Source organism: Lentzea sp. NPDC005914 (assembly GCF_040629405.1).
Classification (GTDB): Bacteria; Actinomycetota; Actinomycetes; order Mycobacteriales; family Pseudonocardiaceae; genus Lentzea.
In genome coordinates, this window is the sequence record NZ_JBEXVQ010000002.1 from 335,047 (window position 1) to 355,885 (window position 20,839).

Below are 20,839 nucleotides of genomic sequence, written 5' to 3' on the forward strand. Positions count from 1 at the left end.
ATGGGTGCGATCTCAACGGGTTTGCTCGTGCTGATCGCGGGGATCGTCGTCGTGCTGATCCTCGCGACGATCACGCTGAGCAGGTTGTTCAAGAAGTGCGAGCAGGGCAAGGCGCTGATCGTCTCGAAGATGCGCAAGGTCGACGTGACCTTCACCGGCACAGTGGTCCTACCGGTCCTGCACAGATGCGAGACGATGGACATCTCGGTGAAGACCATCGAGATCCGCAGGGCCGGCAACGAGGGCCTGATCTGCCGCGACAACATCCGCGCGGACATCCGCATCACGTTCTTCGTGCGCGTCAACAAGACCGTCGAGGACGTCATCAAGGTCGCGCAGGCGATCGGCACCGAGCGCGCGAGCCACGAGGCCACGCTGCAGGAGCTGTTCAACGCCAAGTTCTCCGAGGCGCTCAAGACCGTCGGCAAGCAGCTGGACTTCGTGGACCTGTACACCCACCGCGACGAGTTCCGCGACCGGATCGTCCAGGTCATCGGCACCGACCTCAACGGCTACAGCCTCGAGGACGCGGCCATCGACTACCTGGAGCAGACGCCGCTCAAGCAGCTCGACCCGGCGAACATCCTGGACGCCCAAGGCATTCGCAAGATCACCGAGCTGACCGCGATCGAACACGTCAAGACCAACGAGTTCACCCGCAACGAGGAGAAGGAGATCACGCGCCAGAACGTCAGCGCGCGTGAGGCGATCCTCGAGCTCGAACGTCGTCAGGCCGACGCGGAGATCCGGCAGAAGCGCGAGATCGAGACCGCCCGCGCGCAGCAGGAGGCGGAGACCCAGAAGGTCCAGGCCGAGGAACGTCTCAAGGCCAACACCGCGTTCATCCGCACCGAGGAACAGCTCGGCATCCAGACCGAGAACAAGGCCCGCGAGATCGCCGTCGCCGAGAAGAACCGCGAGCGCGTGATCGCCGTCGAGACCGAGCGCATCGAGAAGGACCGCCTGCTGGAGGTCATCGCCCGCGAACGCGAGACGTCGCTGCGCATGATCGAGAAGGACAAGGAGCTCGAGCACGAGCGGCGCGCCATCGCCGACCTGGTGCGCGAGCGGGTCGCGGTCGAGAAGACCGTGGCCGAGCAGGAGGAGAACATCAAGCGCCTGCGTGCGGTCGAGGAGGCCGAACGCGAGCGCCAGCAGATCGTGATCATGGCGGAGGCCGAGGCGCAGCAGTCGCTCGTCAAGGACATCAAGGCCGCCGAGGCCGCGGAACAGTCGGCGCAGCACAAGGCCCGCGAAGAGGTCGTGCTCGCCGAGGCCCGCAACCAGGCCGCCGAACTGGACACCCGCTCCAAGATCCGTCTCGCGGAGGGCACGCAGGCCGAGGCCGCGGCGAAGGGCCTGGCGGACGCGATGGTCAAGGAACGCGACGCCGCCGCGTCCGAGGCGCTCGGTCGCGCCGAGGCCATCGTCGACCGCGAGAAGGCCCTGGCCGACGCGCTGGGCATCAAGGAACGCCTCAAGGGCGAGGCGGAAGGCCTGTCGCACAAAGCAGAGGCCATGGCCGCACTCGACACCGCGACCCGCGAGCACGAGGAGTACCGACTGCGTCTCGAGGCCGAGAAGGAGATCAGGCTCAAGGGCATCGACGTGCAGCGCCAGATCGCCGAGGCCCAGGCCGTGGTCCTCGCGGCCGGGCTGGAAAAGGCCGACATCGACATCGTCGGTGGCGACACGATGTTCTTCGACAAGATCGCCAGTGCCATCACCGCAGGCAAGCAGGTCGACAGCTTCGTCGGCAACTCCGACGTCGTGCAGGCGTTGGGCGCCAAGTGGATGGACGGCACGTCGAACTTCCCGGAGGACCTGACCAAGATCCTCAGCTCGTTCACCACGGGTGACGCGCAGAACCTGGCCGCCGCCCTGGCCCTGACCCAGATGGCCAAGGTCAACGGGCAGAACGCATGACCCAGCTCGACGCCGGCACGTACGAGGTGCTGCGGGCGAGGCTGGCCGAACAGGCCACCGAGCTCGCCCGCAGCACCGAGGCGCTGAACACCCAGCGCGTCGAGACGTTCGGCAGCACCGCGCTGGAACTCCTGTCCACCGAACGGATCCGCACCGAGAACAACTGCGTGCCACGTGACATCGTGCCGCTCGGCGACCAGATGTTGTTCGGCTACAACGTGTTCATGGGCCTCAAGCCCGAGACGACGGTCAACGACGTGTTCGCGGTCCACGGCAAGGACTTCGCCGCGGTCGAGGCGCCGTTCCTGAAGGACCCGAAGTTCGTCAACGACTTCGCCGAGCTCTACCGCTACTACCGCGAGACCCGGCTGCTGCAGTTGCGGATCGTCGAGTCACGGCTGCTCGCGGTGTTCCAGACCGGCGCGCGGATCGAGGACATCCGCGTGCTGCGCTGGGACGTCGCGGTCGACGGCACGGTCACGTACGTCGACAACCGCGGCGACCGCGACCACGTGTTCCCGCCCTCGCACGACGTCACGTGGGTCGAGACGACCCGCGAGCAGCACGTTCTCGGCCGGCACCCGCACATCGCGATCGAGAACGAGGTCTTCGTCGAGACCGTCGGCGGCACGCTGACGGTCAAGATCGAGAACAACACCGAGGTCGGCCAGGGCATCTACGACGAACCCGTCGACGAGCCGTTGCAGAGCCTCGCGGACGCCGACGTGCACTACGCGCGCGTCGGTCCGTTGATCCTGCTCAGGATCCGGCCGTACAACGAGACGGTCTGGCGGCACCTGGTCTTCAACACCCGCACCAGGACCGTGGCCAGGCTCGACGGCATCGGCCAGGCCTGCCAACGGCTTCCCGAGGACCAGGGGATCATCTTCCCCGGCGGCTACTACCTCGTGACCGGCGCGGACAAGACGTTCGACGTCGACACCGACGACCTGGAGTTCGAGCGGGTCATCAGGTCGGCGAACGGCGAGGACGTGCTGTTCGTCTACCACGCGCGCCGCGAGGGTCGCAGCTTGCTGTTGCCATACAACGTGATCCGCAAGGAAGTGGCCACGCCGTTCGTGTGCCACGGCTACTCGCTCTTCGCCGACGGCACGCTGGTGATCTTCCGCGAGACCAGCACCGAACCCGTTCGCGTGCACCCGATGCAGGTCTGGCGCACGCCGTTCCTGGCGGACGAGGTGCTGCCGCAAGAATCCGGTCCGCTCGCCCGCATCGGCAACGCCGAACTGGTCCGCGGCATCTCGGACTGCCTGTCCATCACCAGGATGAGCGCCGAGATGACCCCGAGCGCTCCGGTGTTCGAGGGCCTGATCGCGCTGTGCACCAGGGTGATTGACGGAGTCCACTGGCTCGACGAGCTGGGGCTGAAACAGGACGTCGCGGCCGTTCGAGCTACTGCTGAGCAGGTGCTGGACGAGTTCGAGGCCGTCCGCACGCTCACCGAGCACTCCGCGCAGCAGCTCCACGCCGCGTCCGAAAAGCTCGCCTCGCTGATCAGGCTCGCCAGGTCCGCGACTCCGCGCAGCGCCGACGAGTGGGTCCGGCTGCTGGCCGATCTGCGGTCCGCCCAGGGCCGCCTGATCACCCTCAAGGAACTGAAGTACGTCGACCTCGAAGAGATCGACCGGCGCGAAGCCGAACTCGTCGAGGAACTGGGCTCGTCCGCACGCCGGGCCGTCGCGTTCCTCAGCGGTGAGGGCGCGTTCGTCCAGTACCACGAGGAAATCGAGCAGATCGCGGCCGCGGAGCTGAAAACCGCCGCCGAGGCCAAGCCGCTGCACGAACGCCTGGCGCAGCAGCAGGCCGGGCTGGAGGTGCTGACCGAGGTCGTCAGCACGCTCGAGGCCGCCGACACGACCACCCGCACGGCAATCCTGGCCGGCATCGGCGAGGTCCTGGCCGCGGTCAACCGGGCACGCGCCACTGTGGACGGTCGCCGGTCCCAGCTCGCGAACGTCGAGGGCAGGGCCGAGTTCGCCGCCGAGTTCGCACTGCTCGGCCAGGCCATCACCGGCGCGCTGTCGGTCGCGGACACCCCGCAGCGCTGCGACGACCAGCTCGGACGACTCCTCCTGCAGCTGGAGAACCTGGAGTCGCGGTTCGGCGAGTTCGACGACTTCCTCGCCCAGGTCGGGGCCAAGCGCACGGACGTCTACGAGGCGTTCTCCGCGCGCAAGCAGACGTTGCTCGACGAACGTGCACGCAAGGCCGACAGGCTCGTGCAGTCGGCCGAACGCGTGCTGGGCACGATCGGCCGTCGAGTCGGGAAGCTCACCTCGGCCGACGAGATCAACACGTACTTCGCCGGCGACCCGATGGTCGCCAAGGTCCGCGCTGTCGCTGAAGAGCTGCGCAAACTCAGTGACGTGCGTGCCGACGAGCTCGACGCGAGTCTGCGCGACGCCCGGCAAGAGGGAGGCCGGGCACTGCGCGACCGGGCCGATTTGTACGACGGCGCGTCGATCGTGCTCGGTCGTCACCGCTTCCCGGTGACGACCGAGCCGATGAACCTCACTCTCGTCCCCCGCGACGGCCGGCTGTTCTACGCGGTCACGGGCACCGACTACCGCAGCGAGGTCTCCGGGTTCGACAACACCCGCCAGTTCTGGGACCAGCTGCTGGTCTCGGAAACGCCGGACGTCTACCGGTCCGAGCACCTCGCCGGATGCCTGCTCGCCGAGGGCCGCGACGACGTGGTGAACGCCGCCGCGGAACGCTACGACGAGGGCTACGAGAAGGGCGTCCACGACCACGACGCCGCCAAGATCCTCGCTGTCCTGCAACGACTTCAAACCGGTGCCGGACTGCTGCGGTACCCGCCGGTCACCCGTGCGGCAGCCCAGATCTTCTGGTCCGAACAGCCCGAAGACCAACGCGCGGTGTGGGCGCGCAAAGCCGAGTCGCTGGCCCGAGCACGCACGATATTCGGTGGCACGCACGGCATTGCTGAGCTGACGAAGCAGTTCGGCCTCGACGACCTCGCTGGCGAGTACCTGTTCGAGGAACTCGCCTGCGAGCCAAGGGGATTCGTCACCAGCAAGGCCGCCCGCACGGTGATCGACAGGTTCAAGGCCGTCGTCACCGAGGACCTGCGCGACCGCGACCTGATCGAGGCGTGGCTGCACGCGTTCCTCGGCGAGGAGGACTGCCCGGAGCTCCCCGAGGTCGTCGCGGTCCTGCTCACCGACCTGCCGCGCTACGACTCGAGCGCCGCCCTGACCGAGTCGGTCACGGGTTTGCTCGGAACGCACCCGCGCGTCAGCAACCAGTCCATGGACCTCCGCCTGGACGAGACCCTGACCAGACTGCGCGAGTTCCGCAGCGAACAGGTCCCCGCCTTCCGCGCCTACCAGCGCCAACGCGATGAGCTGCTCGCCGAGGAACGAAAGAGGCTCAGGCTCGACGACTACCGCCCGGCCGTGCTGAACACGTTCGTGCGCAACAGGTTGCTGAACGAGGTCTACCTGCCGCTGATCGGCGACAACCTCTCGAAGCAGCTCAACGACGGCACGGGCCTGCTGATGCTGATCTCCCCGCCCGGCTACGGCAAGACGACGCTGATGGAGTACGTCGCGAACCGCCTGGGCATGGTGTTCGTCAAGGTCAACGGTCCGGCGCTGGGCAGCGGCGTCACCTCCCTCGACCCGCAGGAGGCACCGAATGCCACCGCACGGCAGGAGGTCGAGCGCATCAACTTCGCGTTCGCCCTGGGCAGCAACGTTCTGCTGCACCTCGACGACATCCAGCACACATCACCTGAGCTGCTGCAGAAGTTCATCTCGCTGTGCGACGCACAACGACGCGTTGACGGCGTGTGGGACGGCGAGACACGCACGTTCGACCTGCGGGGCAAGCGCTTCGCCGTGTCGATGGCGGGCAACCCGTACACCGAGACCGGCCGTGCGTTCCGCGTCCCCGACATGCTCGCGAACCGCGCGGACGTGTGGAACCTCGGCGACGTGCTGTCCGGTCGCGACGCCCTCTTTGCGTTGAGCTACCTCGAGAACGCGAGTGCCTCCAACCCGACCCTCAACGGCGTCGACGTGGAACCGTTGGTGCGCCTGGCGAACGGCGAGACCGTCCGGCACGAGTACGAAACCGTCGAGCTGGAACGGATGCTGTCCGTGGTCCGCAAGCTGCAACGGATCCAGGAGGTCGTGCTCAAGGTCAACCAGGAGTACATCTCCTCGGCCGCGAGCGGTGGCGACTTCCTGTTGCAGGGCAGCTATCGCAACATGAACCGCATGGCGGCCAGGATCGTCCCCGCGATGAACGACGCCGAGGTCGAGGCGTTGATCGACGACCACTACCTCGGCGAAGCGCAGCTGCTCGGCGTCCGGGCGGAAGCGAACCTCGCGAGGTTGCGGGAGCTGAAGGCCTAGCGGCGTGGCCCAGAACGTTGCCAGGCGCCTCGCGGTCAGACGGCCGCGAGGCGCCCTGCTGAGCGTGAATTACCCGGCCCGCGTTCTGGGCCACGCCACTAGTCGCAGTCGAAATCGAGGTCGTGGCCGTGCCCGTCACGGCCTCGCACCTCGATCAGATCCAGGTCCAGGTCGTGGTCCTCGACGTACTGGCACAGCTCTTTCGGCGTCAACGGCCACGGCAGGCAGCGCTCGAAGTCGTTGTCGAAGTACTTGTAGTCGCACCGCAGGAAGTCGAAGAGGCCACGCGGCTTGGACGACGTCGTGGGCGCGGACGGCTTGGTCGGCGCGGGTGACTGCCGGGGCAGGGGGCGGGCAGGCACGGGAGGAGGCGGCGGCTCGGCCGTGGTGAGCACCACAGGGCCGACGGCGGACACAGTCGTCGTGGCGGAAGCGGTGATGGTCTCGGGCGCGGGCGGTGGCGGGGCCACCAGGCGGATGTCCACCGGTCTGTCCGGAGGCGCAGCGAACAGCGCCGCCACCAGTGCAGCGCCCATCACCGCCACCGCGGCTGCGAAGTAGCCGCGGCGTCTGACACCAGTCATCGCTTTTGCACCCCAGGTTCCGCCTGCCCGGTAGCCGCCGTCCCCGTGGAATCGTTGCGCCCGCTAACGGTGTTACTGGTGTGATCTCAACCTGTCTTGTCAGGCCCCGCACCGGTCAGCGAGACGCGGAGGATCACCCGCTGCTCGCGTTCCATCGAGGCCCGGTAGTCGTTCCAGTCGGGATGCTCGCCGGAGATCGTCCGGTAGTACTCGACCAGCAGTTCCATCGCTTCCGGCAACGGCACGACCGTCGCGGTCCCGTTGATCTGGATCCACCGGCCGAAGAAGCTGTCCGGCAGCACGCAAAGCGATACCCGAGGGTCGCGTTGGACTTGCTTTGTCTTGTAGGCCGTCGCTCGCGTGGAGACGAGCACGTCACCGTTGTCGTCCAACGCGACGAGCACGGGCGACATCGCCGGCGTGCCGTCCGACTTCAACGCGCAGAACACCGCTCGGTGCTGGCTGCGGAGCACATCCCGTGCCTGGTCCAGGTCCATGGTCTTCATCTTGGCGAGGCGGGACGATGTCCGCATGCTCGAGCCGAACGACCCGAACTCCGTGAGCTGGCAGATGTACGCCGACCCGACGATGTGGGTCGCCGGCATCTCCAGCCTCTACCTGCAGTCCCTGCACCCGAAAGCGGTCGGGGGCGTCGTGCAGAACTCCAACTTCAAGACAGACCCGTTCGGACGACTGCGGCGCACGGCGGACTTCGTCGGGCTCGGCGTCTACGGCACGGACGAGGCGATAGAGGCAGCGGCGGCACGGGTTCGCGCCACCCACCGCGGCCTGCGCGGGGTGATCGACGGCAGGACGTTCCGGGTGGACGAACCGGACCTGCTGCTGTGGGTGCATTGCTCCGAGGTCTACAGCTTCGAGACGGTTCTCAACCGCGCCGGTTATGGGTTAACGGACCGGCAGAAGGACCGGTACTACGCGGAGCAACGCTTCGCGGCGACTCTCGTGGGCCTGCACGCGGACGAGGTGCCGGGGTCGAGGCGCGAGATGGAGGAGTACTTCGAGGCCGCCAAGCCGATCCTGCGCAGGACCCCCGACTCCGAGTTGATCTACGAATTCCTGCACGGACCGGCCACTCAGGGTGTTCTGCGCCACGGCATGCCGGTCTACAAGGTGCTGGTCGGGCACCTGGCGTACTCGGTGCTGCCCGACTGGGCAATAGATCTGCACGGCCATGCTCCGTACCGGAACGCGACCCTTTGGCTGAGGATGCTGCGCCGAACAGCGCTGCTGATCCCACCAGGGCTGCGCCGGTTGGTCCCACCCGGACACATTCGCCGGGCGATCGCGCGGGAGGGCCGCGGTGTGACACCGAGCAAGGCCCGGCTCCCGTAGTTGTCACACATCACAGTTGATCATCGCCGCAGGTCCGTAGCATTGCGCACGAATCTTGAACACCCCTCCGGAAGGCCTGTCGTGATCCGTCGTGCTGCGCTCCTGACTGCTGTAGCGGTGCTCGTCACCGCCTGTGGGAGCGGTGACACCAGCACAGTCGTCGGACGTGCGGACAACGGCAAGCTCACCATCGGCATTCGCTACGACCAGCCGGGGCTGAGTCAGAAGCGCCTCGACGGCCGGTACGTCGGCTTCGACGTCGACGTCGCCAGGTACGTGGCGAACGAGCTCGGCGTGAAGGACAGCGGCGTCACCTTCAAGGAGGCCCGCGGCGCTGCCCGCGAGACGTTGCTCCAGAACGGCGAGGCGGACCTGATCATCGCCTCCTACTCGATCACCGACGCCCGCAAGGAGAAGGTGGCGTTCGCCGGTCCGTACTTCGAGACCGGCCAGGGCATGCTCGTGCGCTTCACCGAGCAGTCCATCCAGGGTCCCGAGACCCTCAACGGCCGCAAGCTGTGCTCGGTCAAGGGATCCACGTCCGCGCAGAAGGTGAAGAGCGACCACGCGCAGGGCGTGCAGATCGTCGAGTACGGCCAGTACTCCGACTGCGTGATCGCGCTGATGGCCGGCAACGTCGACGCCGTCACGACCGACGAGGTGATCCTCGCCGGGTTCGCCGCGGAGAACCCCGAGCTGCTCAAGCTCGTCGGAAAGCCGTTCTCCAAGGAGCGCTACGGCATCGGCGTGCCCAAGGGCGACACCAAGTCGCGTGACGCCGTCAACCAGGCCATCGAGAAGATGATTTCGAGCGGTGAGTGGAAGCGGGCCCTCGAACGCAACGTCGGTCCGTCGGGTTACGAGATCCCGCAGCCACCCCAGATCACCGAGAAGTCCTAAGGGGTCGCGGCGGACTTGGCGGTCCAGGCCGCCCAGTCCAGCGTCCAGTCCCAGTAGTCACCGGCGGCCGGCCCCATCGGGTCACCCAGCCCGAGCGGCACCGAGGACCCCACGACCTCGACCGGGTCACCGATCATCGTCAGATCGAAGAAGATCTTCGCGTTGGCGCCCGACAGGTTCGCGCACCCGTGCGAGACGTTCCTGTTGCCCTGCGCGGAGACCGTGCCGTTGTTCTCATGCACGAACTCGCCGTTCTGGGAGATCAGCACCGCCCAGGTGACCGGGACGTCCTTGTAGCCGAACGTCGGGTTGGACATCTTCCGCGAGGATTCCTTCTGCTGCACCACGTGGATGCCGTTGCGGGTCTCCGCGCGCTTGTCGCTCTCCATGCCGTACGACGCCGGGAGGTCGTGCAGCAGCACGCCGTCGCGGTAGATCTCGAACCGATGGGTCTGCGTGTTCGCCTTGGCCACCAGCGCCCGGTCGGCGATCTTGAACTGCGCGTGGACGTCCTCGGCACCGAACGAGCCGCCCCCGAACGGCACGCCGTACACGTCGACGTCAACGGACACCTCGGTGTTCGGCTTCCAGTACTCGCGCGGCCGCCAGTGCGCCTCGGTGTCGGACAGCCACGCCCACGCGCCCTCAGTGGGCACGGAAGTCTTGACCGTCATGGCCTTCTGCGCCGAAGCCTTGTCCTGCACCGGCGAACTGAACGTCACCTTGACCGGCATCGCGACGCCGTAGGTCTCGTGGTCGCCGACGTTCATCGACGCGGCGACGACCCGCTGCGGCTTGATCGTGCGGAACGAGCCGCTGACCGGCACGTCCACGCCGTCCTCGCCCTTCGCCGAACCGGACCACGTGTAGACCTTGTCGTAGCCCAGGTCCTCGGTGGCGACCCACCTGCCGGCGGTCAGCTCCCCCTTGACGACCCTGTTGTCCGCACCGGTGAGCGCGACGGCGGTCAGCGAACCTCCAGTCACCCCAACCTGAAACGGTCCCGCCGGGCTCACCCCTTCGCCCTCGGCAGGCGTCACCGTGACCGCGGCCTTCGCCTTGTTCTCGACGGCCGGAGCAGTCGGCGACGACGGCGCGTCGGGCGCGGCGCTGCAGGCGGTCAACCCCAGTAGTGCAGCCAAAACCAAAGACCGGAACACGTGTTCCCCCCAAGATCCCCTTGCTTGATGCTCAAGAGACGCATGGGGTCGGAACACGTTGCTCGAGAGAACGCGATCACCCACCCGGACCAGCGGGTTTCCCCCTATTGAGGCAAGCGACTGGCCAGTAATGACCTGTAGTGCTATGACGCATCACACGTTAGGCTGACCCGCGCAGGCCGTGGTTTCTGTGTTCGTGCTTCACACGCTCGCGGAACGACACGCGGGCGTGATGCGCGCTCTCACGAGCTCACTGACCGCCCCCGGGACGGCCGGGGTTGCACGGTGCAGCCCCAAGCTTTCCTGCGATGGAGGCAGGTACATGGCACAGGGCACTGTCAAGTGGTTCAACTCCGAGAAGGGCTTCGGCTTCATCGCCCAGGACAACGGCGGCGCAGACGTCTTCGTCCACTACTCGGAGATCCAGGGTCAGGGTTTCCGGACTCTGGAGGAGAACCAGCGCGTGGAGTTCGAGGTCGGCCAGGGCACCAAGGGCCCGCAGGCTCAGAACGTCCGTGCGGTCTGATTAACCGCAAATCTAGTCGCACGTGAGAAGGACCCTCGGCCGGGCTCGGCCGAGGGTCCTTTTCGTTGTTCCTGAGGACTGGCTACTGGCCGCGCTGGCGCGCTTCCCACTCCAGTCGCTGCATGACCCACTCCGTGGCGAGCGCCTGCGGGGAGGTCTGGCGCTCGGCGGCGAGCTCCTTGAGCTGCTCGTTGGCCATGAGCTGCAACCGCAGCTGGTAAACCTGCGCGTTGCCGAAGCCCGACGCGGTGGTCTCGTTGTCCGCGTCCGGGGCAAGTGCTGCGAGGTAAGAGGTCAGCTCCTCGTCGGGCAGCGTCTCGGCCTGCGGTTCGTCCGCGGGACGGTGACGGCCGGACTTGGAGCGTCCGAGGGATCCGATAGGCACCGGCACACGATAACGGCTCGGTCACGGAACCCAAACCCCTGTGACCTGAGTCACCCCAAGGTGTACCCCCGCCCACCCACAGTGGATCTCCCCCAAAGCCCACCAAACAACGCCGGAGAGACCCGCCGGCCAAGCATCTGCGGGCCCAGGAAACCCATGGCGTCGGGAATCGACGGCGCCAGGAAGCGCCAGGCTCGGGGAAACCAACGCGGCCGGGAACCGGCAGCGGCAGGTCTCGGGAAACCTACGGGGCCAGGGACCGGCAGGGTCGGGAAACCTACGGGGGGTCCGGGGGGCTTGCCCCCCGGCTGGGGGTCTGGGGGCTCGGCCCCCAGAAGACACTCCGAATCCCGCAGGCGGCGAAGGCGAAGCCGAGCAGCCTGCGGGAAAGGGAGAGGCCCCCGCGCCAGGGGGAGGAACGCGGGGGCCGGAGGGGATCTCCACAGGCGCTGACCGGGGGTGTGTCAGCTGTTTGGATTGTTGCACGCGCACAGGCGTGTTGGGGAGACTCTCAATGGAGATTCTTAAGCTGCCGATGGACGGAAACCCCGTAGTCGCAAGCTGTTGGTAACAACGAACACGCTGCTGAAGGCCATTGCGGCCCCCGCGATCATGGGGTTCAGCAGGCCGAGTGCCGCGAGTGGGAGTCCAGCGACGTTGTAGGCGAACGCCCAGAACAGGTTCCCCTTGATCGTGCCCAATGTCTTGCGGGACAACCGAATCGCGTCTGCTGCCACGCGCAGGTCGCCGCGCACGAGGGTCAGGTCGCTCGCTTCGATCGCGACGTCGGTTCCGGTTCCCATGGCCAGTCCCAGATCGGCGGCCGCGAGGGCGGGTGCGTCGTTCACACCGTCGCCGACCATGGCGACAACTCGGCCCTGTGCCTGGAGATTCCGCACGGCTTCGACTTTGCCGGCGGGCAGGACGTCGGCGATGACCTCGTCGATTCCGACCTCGGCGGCCACGGAGGCGGCCACGTCAGCGTTGTCACCGGTGAGCAGCACCGGGCGCAGCCCGAGGGCTTTCAGTTCTCGAATCGCTTGTGCGGACGTGGGTTTCACGACGTCCGAGACGACGACGAGTCCGACAACCTTGTCATCAAAGGAAACCGCGACCACGGTTCGAGCGCCCTGTGCAACTGCGGCCTCGGTCAACTCCTCTGGAAGCGAGACGTTCCGCAGCCGCCCCACGGCAACGCGCCGGCCTTCGACCACTCCGCTGACTCCGAGACCGTCGGAGGAAACGAAGTCCGACACGGGCAGAAGGTCCGAAACCTCGCGAACGATCGCCGCGCCGATCGGGTGTTCGGACGCGTTCTCGACGGCCGCCGCGAACCGCAGCACCTCGTCGCGCGACTCGCCGTCCGCGGGGATCACGTCGACCAGCGTCAGGCGTCCGGTCGTCACGGTGCCGGTCTTGTCCAGCACCACGGTGTCCACCCGCCGCGTCGACTCCAGGACCTCGGGGCCCTTCACGAGGATCCCGAGCTGAGCGCCACGCCCGGTGCCCACGAGCAACGCCGTCGGCGTCGCCAGCCCCAGCGCGCACGGGCACGCGATGACGAGCACCGCCACGGCCGTCGTGACCGCGAACTCCAGCGGCCGCCCGGCGAGCAGCCAGGCGCCGAAAGCGAGGAGCGCGATCACCGCGACGACCGGGACGAAGACGGACGACACCCGGTCCGCCAGCCGTTGCACCTCGGCCTTGCCCGCCTGGGCCTGCTCGACGAGCCGCGCCATCCGGGCGAGCTGGGTGTCCGCGCCGACCGAGGAGGCCTCGACGACCAGACGACCGCCCGCGTTGACCGTCCCGCCGACGACCAAGTCACCGGCGGAGACCTCGACCGGAACGGACTCACCGGTGACCATCGAGCGGTCCACGGCCGAGCTGCCCTCGACCACTAGGCCGTCAGTGGCGATCCGCTCACCCGGACGGACCACGAACCGTTCGCCGACCCGGAGCGCAGCCACCGGGACGCGCGTCTCGACTCCGTCCCGCAGCACGGAGACGTCCTTGGCGCCCAGGGCGAGCAACGACCGCAGGGCAGCACCCGCGCTGCGCTTCGAACGGGCCTCCAGCCAGCGCCCGAGCAGCAGGAACACGGTCACGCCGACCGCGACCTCCAGGTAGATGTCCCCGGAGCCCACAGGCCGCGGCAGGAGGCTGAACTCGTGCCGCATGCCGATCGCCCCGGCAGTGCCGAACACCAGCGCGTAGAGCGACCACAGGTACGACACCGTGACGCCCATCGACACGAGGGTGTCCATCGTGCTGGCGCCGTGCCGTGCGTTCACGAACGCCGCTCGGTGGAACGGCCAGCCGCAGACCCACACGACCACGCTCGCCAGCGCCAGTGACACCCACTGCCACACGGGGAACTGCAGCGCCGGGATCATCGAGAACGCGATCACCGGCACGCCCAGCGCCGCGGCGAGGGTGAACCTCAGCCGCAGCTCACCGGCCTCGTCGGCGTCGGGCGCCTCAGGCCTGGGCTCCTCGGCGTCGTAGCCCGCCGCGCGCACGGTCGACACCAGGTCGTCCACGCGCAGGTTCTCCGGGAACTCGACGCTGGCCTTCTCGGTCGCGTAGTTCACGGTGGCGGAGACGCCGTCGAGCTTGTTCAGCTTGCGTTCGATGCGGTTCGCACAGGACGCGCACGTCATGCCGCTGATGCTGAGTTCGACGTGACGAGGCTCGGTCGTGGTCATCAGGCGACCTGGTACCCGGCCTCGCTGACGGCCGCGACGACCTCGGCGCGGTCCAGTGCGCGGTCGCTGGTCACGGTGACCGCGCCGGTCTCCAGGACGACGTCGACGCCCGTGACGCCGGAGACCTCGCCCAGCTCCTCCTTGACGGAGCTGACGCAGTGACCGCAGGTCATGCCGGTGACGGTGTAGGTGGCAGAGACGGACATCGGGGTCCCTTCCTCAGGTACGGGACACCGATCATACCCCCCTGGGGTAAAGGGTCTACTGAGGACCGTCCGGTTTCGGCTGGTCCAGGTTCTGGATGTCCGACTCGATCTTGTTGACCAGGTCGTCGAGGCCCGCGAGCATCTTGTCGAGCTCGGCCATCTTGGCGCCGAACGCGGACTCGATGTCGGCGTCGATGGTCTCCAGGTTGACGCCGCTGATGGCCTTCAGAATCTCCTGCGGATCGACCCCCGGCGGCAGACCTTCCGCACTGGGACCGGCCAGCGCAGGCGGTATCTGAGATGCGTTTTGGCCCTCTGCATCGGGGGAAGGCTCCGGCGTGGGATCAGTCATCGGTCCATCTTCCCCTGGCGAGATCCCCACGTGACAGGCACCGCACCTCTACGCAAAGTAACGCTGGGTGTCGGTGGAATCACTCTGCGGGGGGCTGCGGCCGTTGTCCCAGGTCGCTTAGCCTCGCGCCAACCTCAAGTCGGGGAGGGCACTCATGAGCGGGTCGCTGGAAGTACGGAAGTTCCTGTTCACACAAGACGACAGCATGTCGCGACCGGGCGGGCCGAACGTGCCGGCCCAGCGCAGCGGAGAACCCTCGCGGATCTCCGACGACCAGGTCCACCGCGCCAGGCTCGCCGTCGCACGGAGCGCCCTGGGTACCGAGGACTGCCGGATGCTGCTCGACATGCTGGGCCTGTCACCGGGCGAGGACGGCGGAATGCCACCCGTGCAGCGGTGAAGTGATGCGTACGCGAGAGCGGCCCTGACTCCAGACGCGCACCCCCCGGAGCGCGTCTGCAGGACAGGGCCGCATCTCGAAACATACCCACGGGTCTCTTTAGCGGCAACGGCTAACCTTGACCCATGCCCCAGCAGGATCGGGCGTATGCGACACGAGAGGCGATACTCCACGCCGCGGCGGAGGAGTTCGACCGACTCGGCTACGAGCGCACGTCGCTGACCGCCGTGCTCGCGCGCGCCGGGCTGACCAAGGGCGCCTTCTACTTCCACTTCGCTTCCAAGGAAGCCGTCGCGGACGCGTTGGTTGAACGCCAGAGCGAGCTGTGGGCGAAGGTGCGGGCGACGTGGGACACGCGGGGTGTCGACCCGCTGAGTGCTCTGCACGGCATGTTCGCCGAGTCTGCCGACCGGATGGCCACCGACGTCGTGCTGCGTGCGGGTGTCCGGCTCGCGGCTGATCGCGAGGTCGGCTATCCGGGTGTGCCCACCACCCACATCATGTGGGAGAAGCTGATCGCCGGTTACGTGGTGGAGGCCGCCGAGCGCGGTGATCTCCGTGCCGGCGTCGATCCCGATGCCGTGGCGCGGACGTTGTGCGGGGCCGCTCTCGGTGCCCGGTTGATCTCCTCGGTGACGACGGCGTGCGCCGACTTCCCGTCCCGGATCCGCGAAGTTCTCGGGCACGTGCTGCCGTGCGTCGCGTCTTCCGGGTGGAAGTTGTCTGGATCACAAAACGCGGTTGACGGGCCTGCTGAGCCCTGAACAGGCATTTGTTGATCTGGGCGATCTCGGGCGTGAGGTGGTTTGGGCAGGTCAGGACATAAGTGGGACCCCCGTTTTGGAGGTGCGCGGACCTATGCCATATGCTTACGATGCTTCCAGAGACCAGCTAGTCCCCATCATCTAGCGGCCTAGGATCCCGCCCTTTCAAGGCGGTCGCGCGGGTTCGAATCCCGTTGGGGGCACGCAGTAATGTAAGGTAAGATCTGCAAGAGCAAGGCCCAGTGGCGCAGTTGGTTAGCGCGTCGCCCTGTCACGGCGAAGGTCGCGGGTTCGAGTCCCGTCTGGGTCGCTTCTTTTTGTTCATGGCCAGGTAGCTCAGTTGGTACGAGCGACCGCCTGAAAAGCGGTAGGTCGGCGGTTCGACCCCGCCCCTGGCCATCCTTCTTCGAAAGAAGCCCCGCAGCGTGCTGCGGGGCTTCTTTCGTTATGCGGTCAGTCTTGCGATGGCTTGGTCGTCGTGCGTTTTGTAGCGGGGCCAACGCTTGTGCTCCGAATCATCGACTTCGGCCGCACGGATTTGGTCGAGCACTTCGCCCAATGGCATTTGGGCGAGGTCCTCCCACGAGAAGAGCCCGTACTCGGACACTCCACATGAGACGCCGTCGGTGGCGACGATCACCTTCCGGATCTCCGCACGCGGCCAGCTCGCGGTCACGGCCTGGTGTGCCGCAACGGGTTCGGCCTCGGCGACCCAGTAGCCGCCCGGCTTGTTCTTCCACCTGAGGATGTCCGGGTCTGCACGCAGATCTTCGAGCCGGGTGTCCTCGACGACGTGGGTCGTCTGTCCGAACGCGACCACCGGGGTGTCGCACAGGACGAGCGCGTCGATGGTCTCGTCGGTCCACCTGACGATCGCCGCCGTAGCGGACGGTGAGTCGCCCGGTACGAGGTCGTGTTCTTCCACGAGATTCCTGATGGCTTGGGACAGCAGGTCTTCGAGCGGATCCGCGGCGTTGATCAGCCGGGCCAGTTCGTCGGCGAGCCGGGTGGCGTACCAGCCGCCGTTGCGGTCCGGTGGCCTCGTTCGCGAGGTGACGCCGTCGAGCACCACGACGGCGTTCGGCAGCACGCGGATCCGGTCCTCGGTGACTCGTCCCGGAGCCCCCTGCTCAGCGGTCTCGATCTTCACGTTCTCACCGTACGTGTCAACTTGGGTTGACGACTCCACGTTGTCAACGTACGTTGACACCATGACTGAAGCGACGGATCTCGCCACAGCGGCCGGGGATCGCGACCCGAAAGTGGGGTTGCGGGCCGTCACCGCACTACGGCGGCTTTTGGAACATCTGGAAGCGGTCCAGGTCCGCAGCGCGCGGGCCCAGGGCTGGTCGTGGCAGGACATCGCGGCGGAGCTCGGGGTCTCCCGCCAGGCGGTGCACAAGAAGCACGGGGGTCGATGATGATCGCGGAACGGTTCACCAAGGAAGCCCGTGAGGCCGTGAGGGCCGCGGTACGTGATGCGGAACGGACGCACGCCGGCGAGGTCGGCGTGGAGCACCTGCTGCTGGCGTTGCTCGACGCGCCGGTGCTGGAGGGATTCGACCTGCCGCGCGAGGAACTGGAGACGGCGTTCCGCGACTACCGGCGCAAGGGCGGGCTGACCAAGGCCGACGCGGAAGCGTTGCGGGGCTTGGGGATCGACGTCGACGCGGTGATCGACTCGGTGGAGCAGTCGCTCGGGTCCGGTGTGCTGCGGCCGGGACCGCGCCGGCGGTGGTTCGGGCTGCCGCTGGAGCCCGCGTTCAAGAAGGCCCTGGAGAACTCGTTGCGCGAGGCCCGCGACCTCGGCCACAACTACCTCGGCAACGAGCACATCGTGCTGGCTCTGTTGCAGGGCAAGGGAATCGTGGCCGAGGTGCTGACCGAGCGCGGGGTCACCTACGCGGAGATCAGGAAGCGGGCTGCGAGCGCTCGCGCCAGGTGAGTCCCGGCAGGAAGAGCTGTGAGAGCGGGCCGATGCCGAGGGCGTAGAGGATCGTGCCGATGCCCACGGTGCCGCCGAGCAGCCAGCCGGTGGCGAGGACAAGCAGCTCGATCACCGTCCGGGTGAGTCGCAGGGAAATCCCCGTGCGGCGGCAGAATCCGGTCACCATGCCGTCACGCGGGCCCGGCCCCAGGCGTGACCCGACGTAGGCGGCGAACGCGACCGCGTTCAGCACGATGCCCAGCGTGAGCAGCACGATTCTGGGCAGGAGCTCGTGCGGCGCGGGGATGAGAGCGAGCGTCACGTCGACGCTGACGGCGATGACCACGACGTTCGCGATGGTGCCGACGCCGGGCTTCTGTCTCAGCGGGATCCACGCCAGCAGCACGACGACGCCGGTGATCGCGGTGATCAGGCCGAAGCTGAGTCCCGTCCGTTTCGTGAGGCCCTCGTGCAGCACGTCCCAGGGGTCGAGGCCGAGGGTCGCGCGGATCTGCATGGCCATGCTCGCGCCGTAGAGCCACAGACCTGCGGCGAGCTGGGTGAGGCGGCGGACGGGCGCGACGCGGACGGGGACCTGGTTGAGTGCGGTCATGGTGGCCATGTGGCCATCTTGAGCGTCGATTGGCCTGGTAATCCATAGCCAATTCGGGATAATTGGCCTCATGCTCCCACCAGGTGGACGTATATCCGGATCCCGGCTCGCCCGGTTGCTCGGGTCGTGGCGGCGGGGTGGTGCGCGGCAGGGTTCGGCTGATCTCGCCGCTGCGTTGAAGCTGCTGGTCGCGGACGGACGGTTGCCGGTCGGTACCCGGCTGCCGTCCGAACGCGAGCTCACCGACGCGCTGCCGGTGAGCCGTACCACGATCACCACGGCGCTGGACCAGTTGCGTGCCGAGGGGATCGTGGAGTCGCGGCGCGGGGCCGGATCGTGGATCAACGGGCCGGTCGGTGCCGGCGGTGGCATCACCACCGGTGACGACACGTTGATCGACCTCACCCGGTGCGCACCTCCGGCGTTGCCCGAGCTGCGTCCGGCGATGGAGGTGGCGATGGCGCAGATGCCGGAGTACATGGCGTCGCACGGCTACCACGAGCGCGGGCTCCCCCTGCTGCGGCAGCGGATCGCCGACCGGTACACCTCGCGCGGGCTGCCGACGACTCCTGACCAGATCGTGGTGACGTCAGGGGCGCAGCACGCGTGGGCCCTGGTTCTGAGGCTCTTCGTCGGGCCTGGTGATCGTGTGCTGGTGGAGCAGCCGACGTATCCCAACGCTCTGGAGGCCGTGCGGGCCGCGCTGGCGATCCCGGTGCCGGTGCCGATGGCCGCGGACGGGTGGGACGTGGACGCGTACGAGGCTGCCGTGCGGCAGGCCGGCCCCCGGTTGGCCTACCTGATCCCGGACTTCCAGAACCCGACCGCGCTCCGGCTGTCCTCCGAAGGCAGGGAAGCCCTTACCGACCTGCTGCGCAAGGCGCGTACGCCTCTGGTGGCCGACGAGACGCTGGTGGAGCTGGCGCTGGACGACGAGCCCGCGCCGTTGCCGATGGCCGCGTTCGCCGAGGATCTGGTGGTGTCGCTGGGATCCGCGAGCAAGTCGCACTGGGGTGGCCTGCGGATCGGGTGGATCCGGGCGTCGACGGAGATCGTGCACCGGTTGCTGTCGACGCGAGCCTCCATCGACCTCGGCACTCCGGTGTTCGAGCAGCTGGTGCTCGCCGCGCTGCTGGAAGATCCGGAACCTGTTCTGCGGCAACGCCGTCTGGAGATCGCCGGGCAGCGGGACGTGGCGCTGGAGGCGTTGCGGGAGCACTGTCCTCAGTGGACTTTCCGGCGGCCGGCCGGTGGGCTCGGGGTGTGGTGCACGCTCGATGCGCCGGTGAGCACTCGAATCGCGGTGGTGGCGCAGAACCACGGCCTGCGGCTCGTGCCCGGACCGCGATGGGCGGTGCACGGCGGCTGCGAGCAGATGCTCCGAGTGCCGTACACGCAGTCACCCGAAGTGCTGCGCGAAGCGATCGGCCGTTTGGGTGTGGTGGCTGCATCTGTTGCAGGAACAGGGTTTCCGGCGGATGCCGAGGTTCTGGGACCGGTCGCGTGAAACACGTCGGCCCGGTCTCCCGCAGCGGGGGAGACCGGGCCGACGAACTTGCCACCGGGTTGACCTGCGGCGGGGGACGTCCCAGGGATTGGCGTCCCCCGTCCGCAGGTTTTCCCGTGCGGTCCGAGAACTGCGGGGGCAGCGCGGCACTCGGACCAGACCCGACCTGCCAGGGCGCGGTTGGCAGGTCAGGAAGACTGGGTTCCTTGCGTACAACGGGAAATGAGGGAAGGAGTTATGCGCGCGACGGAACGAGACGGTCACAAATCGCGCAGAGGGCAGAGATGTCCCGTGTTGCTCAGTCGGGTGACGTGCTCGGCAGGCCCGGAAGGCTGCCTGGTGAACGACCGTCGCGGCGCTGCTCGACCGACCACGTGGAGGGCGGGAACAGCGAGTTGTGCGACGTCAGAACGGCGAGCACGCCGCGCGTGCCGCCGGAGTTGTCGGTATGACCGGACGACGCGGAGGCCGTCGCGACCACGGGTGCCTGCTGCGGCGTGGGCAGTGGCGCGTCCTGGCCGGGTGCGGTCCAGTTGAGGTCGCTCGCGGGCGTCGGCTCGGTGTTCACGGGCGCCGGCACGGGCAGGTCGGGCAGCTTCGGCACGATCTTTTTGACCGGAACGACAACCGGTGCGGGCGGAGCAGGCGGCGGGGCCTGTGCCGCGGCCTTCGCGGCCTTGGCGGCGGCGCGGACCTGAGCCTTGGCCTTCATGACCTCGGGCGGCGCCTGGTTCGTCACCGTGCCGGACCGCGTGTTGCCTTGCGTGCCGCCGGAGAAGTCGAGGACGGGACCGTCGTCCGGTTCGTCCGCGGGTTCCTGCGGCTTCGTGATCGGCGCGGGCACGAGCCTCTGCGCCTGGTGGCGTTCGAGCACGGAGTTCGTGAACGCCTTGGCCCACCCGGCGGGATCCGCGAGCAGTTGCGGCGCCTCGGTGGTGATCTCGACGGCCGGCTGGTCCTCGGGGCTGGCGGACGCGTCGGTCCCGCCCAGCAACCAGGCGGCGGCGGTCAACCCGCCGAGCGCAGCGGCCCGCAGCAGCAGTGCACGAGCTCCACCACCAGCCACAGGATCACCACCCCGTCCACCGTTCAGGTCACCGCCAACGCACAGCGCCGTCGGAGGTC

20 protein-coding genes and 3 tRNA genes are annotated in these 20,839 nt (G+C 67.8%); 13 read left to right on the forward strand and 10 right to left on the reverse strand.

Annotated elements, in window-relative coordinates; genetic code table 11:
- Nucleotides 1-1,926, forward strand: coding sequence for a flotillin family protein (locus tag ABZ345_RS04455; protein ID WP_359842836.1), 1,926 nt, complete (start codon nt 1-3; stop codon nt 1,924-1,926).
- Nucleotides 1,923-6,329 carry a DNA repair ATPase gene (locus ABZ345_RS04460; protein ID WP_359842838.1) on the forward strand — a complete coding sequence of 1,469 codons (4,407 nt, stop codon included), beginning with the start codon at nt 1,923-1,925 and terminating at the stop codon, nt 6,327-6,329. Before ABZ345_RS04455 ends, ABZ345_RS04460 begins: the two co-directional genes overlap by 4 nt.
- Before the next feature lie 98 nt (nt 6,330-6,427).
- On the opposite strand, the gene ABZ345_RS04465 is transcribed toward ABZ345_RS04460, so the two are convergent.
- Complete coding sequence (locus tag ABZ345_RS04465; RefSeq protein WP_359842840.1) at nt 6,428-6,913, reverse strand: hypothetical protein; 486 nt, start codon at nt 6,911-6,913, stop codon at nt 6,428-6,430.
- Nucleotides 6,914-6,999: 86 nt separating this feature from the next.
- Complete coding sequence (locus ABZ345_RS04470) at nt 7,000-7,419, reverse strand: PPOX class F420-dependent oxidoreductase (protein ID WP_359842842.1); 420 nt, start codon at nt 7,417-7,419, stop codon at nt 7,000-7,002.
- A gap of 25 nt (nt 7,420-7,444) precedes the next feature.
- Here ABZ345_RS04470 and ABZ345_RS04475 point away from each other — a divergent pair, with 25 nt between their 5' ends.
- A complete protein-coding gene (locus ABZ345_RS04475) occupies nt 7,445-8,266 on the forward strand; it encodes an oxygenase MpaB family protein (protein ID WP_359842843.1) in 822 nt (273 codons plus the stop codon).
- 84 nt (nt 8,267-8,350) lie between these two features.
- Nucleotides 8,351-9,166, forward strand: coding sequence for a glutamate ABC transporter substrate-binding protein (locus ABZ345_RS04480; RefSeq protein WP_359843130.1), 816 nt, complete (start codon nt 8,351-8,353; stop codon nt 9,164-9,166).
- On the opposite strand, the gene ABZ345_RS04485 is transcribed toward ABZ345_RS04480, so the two are convergent.
- Nucleotides 9,163-10,290 (reverse strand): Ig-like domain-containing protein, encoded by a 1,128-nt coding sequence (locus ABZ345_RS04485; RefSeq protein ID WP_359842845.1) that lies wholly within the window; start codon nt 10,288-10,290, stop codon nt 9,163-9,165. The genes ABZ345_RS04480 and ABZ345_RS04485 overlap by 4 nt on opposite strands.
- 358 nt (nt 10,291-10,648) lie before the next feature.
- On the opposite strand from ABZ345_RS04485, the gene ABZ345_RS04490 reads away from it, so the two are divergent.
- Nucleotides 10,649-10,852, forward strand: coding sequence for a cold-shock protein (locus ABZ345_RS04490; protein WP_030477903.1), 204 nt, complete (start codon nt 10,649-10,651; stop codon nt 10,850-10,852).
- A gap of 82 nt (nt 10,853-10,934) precedes the next feature.
- Here ABZ345_RS04490 and ABZ345_RS04495 read toward each other — a convergent pair whose 3' ends face one another.
- The 4 genes from ABZ345_RS04495 to ABZ345_RS04510 form a co-directional block, all read right to left on the reverse strand.
- The gene (locus ABZ345_RS04495) at nt 10,935-11,237 is read right to left on the reverse strand and encodes a hypothetical protein (protein ID WP_359842848.1); all 303 of its coding nucleotides are present in this window, start codon (nt 11,235-11,237) and stop codon (nt 10,935-10,937) included.
- 524 nt (nt 11,238-11,761) lie between these two features.
- Entirely contained in the window at nt 11,762-13,945 is a 2,184-nt protein-coding gene (locus ABZ345_RS04500) for a heavy metal translocating P-type ATPase (protein WP_359842850.1), read from the reverse strand.
- Nucleotides 13,945-14,151, reverse strand: coding sequence for a heavy metal-associated domain-containing protein (locus tag ABZ345_RS04505; RefSeq protein ID WP_359842852.1), 207 nt, complete (start codon nt 14,149-14,151; stop codon nt 13,945-13,947). The genes ABZ345_RS04500 and ABZ345_RS04505 overlap by 1 nt, the downstream gene beginning before the upstream one ends.
- 55 nt (nt 14,152-14,206) lie before the next feature.
- The gene (locus tag ABZ345_RS04510) at nt 14,207-14,503 is read right to left on the reverse strand and encodes a hypothetical protein (RefSeq protein ID WP_359842854.1); all 297 of its coding nucleotides are present in this window, start codon (nt 14,501-14,503) and stop codon (nt 14,207-14,209) included.
- Between the two features lie 154 nt (nt 14,504-14,657).
- On the opposite strand from ABZ345_RS04510, the gene ABZ345_RS04515 reads away from it, so the two are divergent.
- The 5 genes from ABZ345_RS04515 (at nt 14,658) to ABZ345_RS04535 (ending at nt 16,066) form a co-directional block, all read left to right on the forward strand.
- On the forward strand, nt 14,658-14,903 hold the full coding sequence (locus ABZ345_RS04515) for a hypothetical protein (protein ID WP_359842856.1): 246 nt from the start codon (nt 14,658-14,660) through the stop codon (nt 14,901-14,903).
- 125 nt (nt 14,904-15,028) lie between these two features.
- Entirely contained in the window at nt 15,029-15,667 is a 639-nt protein-coding gene (locus ABZ345_RS04520) for a ScbR family autoregulator-binding transcription factor (RefSeq protein ID WP_359842858.1), read from the forward strand.
- A 130-nt stretch (nt 15,668-15,797) separates the two neighbouring features.
- Nucleotides 15,798-15,870: transfer RNA gene (locus tag ABZ345_RS04525), tRNA-Glu, on the forward strand.
- Nucleotides 15,871-15,903: 33 nt separating this feature from the next.
- A tRNA-Asp gene (locus tag ABZ345_RS04530) sits at nt 15,904-15,977 on the forward strand.
- A gap of 15 nt (nt 15,978-15,992) precedes the next feature.
- Nucleotides 15,993-16,066 (forward strand) — tRNA-Phe (locus ABZ345_RS04535).
- A 46-nt stretch (nt 16,067-16,112) separates the two neighbouring features.
- Here ABZ345_RS04535 and ABZ345_RS04540 read toward each other — a convergent pair.
- A complete protein-coding gene (locus ABZ345_RS04540) occupies nt 16,113-16,817 on the reverse strand; it encodes a protein phosphatase 2C domain-containing protein (RefSeq protein WP_359842860.1) in 705 nt (234 codons plus the stop codon).
- Between the two features lie 61 nt (nt 16,818-16,878).
- On the opposite strand from ABZ345_RS04540, the gene ABZ345_RS04545 reads away from it, so the two are divergent.
- Together ABZ345_RS04545 and ABZ345_RS04550 are read left to right on the forward strand one after the other, a co-directional pair.
- A complete protein-coding gene (locus ABZ345_RS04545; protein ID WP_045309630.1) occupies nt 16,879-17,088 on the forward strand; it encodes a helix-turn-helix domain-containing protein in 210 nt (69 codons plus the stop codon).
- Nucleotides 17,085-17,612 carry a Clp protease N-terminal domain-containing protein gene (locus ABZ345_RS04550; protein WP_359842862.1) on the forward strand — a complete coding sequence of 176 codons (528 nt, stop codon included), beginning with the start codon at nt 17,085-17,087 and terminating at the stop codon, nt 17,610-17,612. The genes ABZ345_RS04545 and ABZ345_RS04550 overlap by 4 nt, the downstream gene beginning before the upstream one ends.
- Here the strand turns inward: ABZ345_RS04550 and ABZ345_RS04555 are convergent.
- On the reverse strand, nt 17,578-18,216 hold the full coding sequence (locus ABZ345_RS04555; RefSeq protein ID WP_359842864.1) for a hypothetical protein: 639 nt from the start codon (nt 18,214-18,216) through the stop codon (nt 17,578-17,580). The two genes, ABZ345_RS04550 and ABZ345_RS04555, sit on opposite strands and share 35 nt — an antisense overlap.
- Nucleotides 18,217-18,277: 61 nt before the next feature.
- Between ABZ345_RS04555 and ABZ345_RS04560 the strand changes: the two genes are divergently transcribed.
- Nucleotides 18,278-19,714, forward strand: coding sequence for a PLP-dependent aminotransferase family protein (locus tag ABZ345_RS04560; protein ID WP_359842866.1), 1,437 nt, complete (start codon nt 18,278-18,280; stop codon nt 19,712-19,714).
- A gap of 298 nt (nt 19,715-20,012) precedes the next feature.
- Here the strand turns inward: ABZ345_RS04560 and ABZ345_RS04565 are convergent, their stop codons facing one another.
- On the reverse strand, nt 20,013-20,780 hold the full coding sequence (locus tag ABZ345_RS04565; protein WP_359842868.1) for a hypothetical protein: 768 nt from the start codon (nt 20,778-20,780) through the stop codon (nt 20,013-20,015).
- Nucleotides 20,781-20,839 lie beyond the last annotated feature (59 nt).

What these genes read in the sequence shown, in the direction of transcription:
- ABZ345_RS04455 (WP_359842836.1), top strand. Translation starts at nt 1, where the DNA reads ATGGGTGCGATCTCAACGGGTTTGCTCGTGCTGATCGCGGGGATCGTC.
- ABZ345_RS04460 (WP_359842838.1), top strand. Translation starts at nt 1,923, where the DNA reads ATGACCCAGCTCGACGCCGGCACGTACGAGGTGCTGCGGGCGAGGCTG.
- ABZ345_RS04465 (WP_359842840.1), bottom strand. Translation starts at nt 6,913, where the DNA reads ATGACTGGTGTCAGACGCCGCGGCTACTTCGCAGCCGCGGTGGCGGTG.
- ABZ345_RS04470 (WP_359842842.1), bottom strand. Translation starts at nt 7,419, where the DNA reads ATGAAGACCATGGACCTGGACCAGGCACGGGATGTGCTCCGCAGCCAG.
- ABZ345_RS04475 (WP_359842843.1), top strand. Translation starts at nt 7,445, where the DNA reads ATGCTCGAGCCGAACGACCCGAACTCCGTGAGCTGGCAGATGTACGCC.
- ABZ345_RS04490 (WP_030477903.1), top strand. Translation starts at nt 10,649, where the DNA reads ATGGCACAGGGCACTGTCAAGTGGTTCAACTCCGAGAAGGGCTTCGGC.
- ABZ345_RS04500 (WP_359842850.1), bottom strand. Translation starts at nt 13,945, where the DNA reads ATGACCACGACCGAGCCTCGTCACGTCGAACTCAGCATCAGCGGCATG.
- ABZ345_RS04505 (WP_359842852.1), bottom strand. Translation starts at nt 14,151, where the DNA reads ATGTCCGTCTCTGCCACCTACACCGTCACCGGCATGACCTGCGGTCAC.
- ABZ345_RS04510 (WP_359842854.1), bottom strand. Translation starts at nt 14,503, where the DNA reads ATGACTGATCCCACGCCGGAGCCTTCCCCCGATGCAGAGGGCCAAAAC.
- ABZ345_RS04515 (WP_359842856.1), top strand. Translation starts at nt 14,658, where the DNA reads ATGAGCGGGTCGCTGGAAGTACGGAAGTTCCTGTTCACACAAGACGAC.
- ABZ345_RS04520 (WP_359842858.1), top strand. Translation starts at nt 15,029, where the DNA reads ATGCCCCAGCAGGATCGGGCGTATGCGACACGAGAGGCGATACTCCAC.
- ABZ345_RS04545 (WP_045309630.1), top strand. Translation starts at nt 16,879, where the DNA reads ATGACTGAAGCGACGGATCTCGCCACAGCGGCCGGGGATCGCGACCCG.
- ABZ345_RS04550 (WP_359842862.1), top strand. Translation starts at nt 17,085, where the DNA reads ATGATGATCGCGGAACGGTTCACCAAGGAAGCCCGTGAGGCCGTGAGG.
- ABZ345_RS04555 (WP_359842864.1), bottom strand. Translation starts at nt 18,216, where the DNA reads ATGGCCACCATGACCGCACTCAACCAGGTCCCCGTCCGCGTCGCGCCC.
- ABZ345_RS04560 (WP_359842866.1), top strand. Translation starts at nt 18,278, where the DNA reads ATGCTCCCACCAGGTGGACGTATATCCGGATCCCGGCTCGCCCGGTTG.